General features: G+C 51.6%; 1 rRNA gene. It reads right to left on the reverse strand.

Features of this window, described 5'->3' with window-relative positions:
- A 23S ribosomal RNA gene (locus AC1Q6X_RS27795) occupies positions 1 to 993 on the reverse strand; the annotation flags it as partial.

Genomic DNA, 993 nt, shown 5'->3' on the forward strand with positions numbered 1-993 from the left:
CTGTGTCGGTTTGCGGTACGGTCTCGTATGACTGAAGCTTAGAGGCTTTTCTTGGAACCACTTCCGATTGCTTCGTGCACAAGTGCACTCGTCCCATCCCCTTGAATCCTGCGCCCGGATTTGCCTAAGCGCCTTCTATGAGACAGAAACTGACTATTCCAACAGTCAGACAACCTTCCGCGATCCGTCCCCCCATCGCATCATACGACGGTGCAGGAATATTAACCTGCTTCCCATCAGCTACGCATCTCTGCCTCGCCTTAGGGGCCGACTCACCCTGCTCCGATGAACGTTGAACAGGAAACCTTGGGCTTACGGCGTGGAGGCTTTTCACCCCCATTATCGCTACTCATGTCAGCATTCGCACTTCTGATACCTCCAGCATCCTTTACAAGACACCTTCGCAGGCTTACAGAACGCTCTCCTACCATATGATAAATCATATCCGCAGCTTCGGTGACTGGCTTAGCCCCGTTACATCTTCCGCGCAGGACGACTCGATCAGTGAGCTATTACGCTTTCTTTAAATGATGGCTGCTTCTAAGCCAACATCCTGACTGTTTTAGCCTTCCCACTTCGTTTTCCACTTAGCCAATCTTTGGGACCTTAGCTGGCGGTCTGGGTTGTTTCCCTCTTGACGCCGGACGTTAGCACCCGACGTCTGTCTCCCAAGCTCGCACTCATCGGTATTCGGAGTTTGCAATGGTTTGGTAAGTCGCAATGACCCCCTAGCCATAACAGTGCTCTACCCCCGATGGTGATACTTGAGGCACTACCTAAATAGTTTTCGGAGAGAACCAGCTATTTCCAAGTTTGTTTAGCCTTTCACCCCTACCCACAGCTCATCCCCTAATTTTTCAACATTAGTGGGTTCGGACCTCCAGGGCGTGTTACCGCACCTTCATCCTGGCCATGAGTAGATCACTTGGTTTCGGGTCTACACCCAGCGACTGATCGCCCTATTCGGACTCGATTTCTCTACGGCTTCCCTAT

This window comes from Janthinobacterium sp. GW823-FHT06H09 (assembly GCF_058794735.1).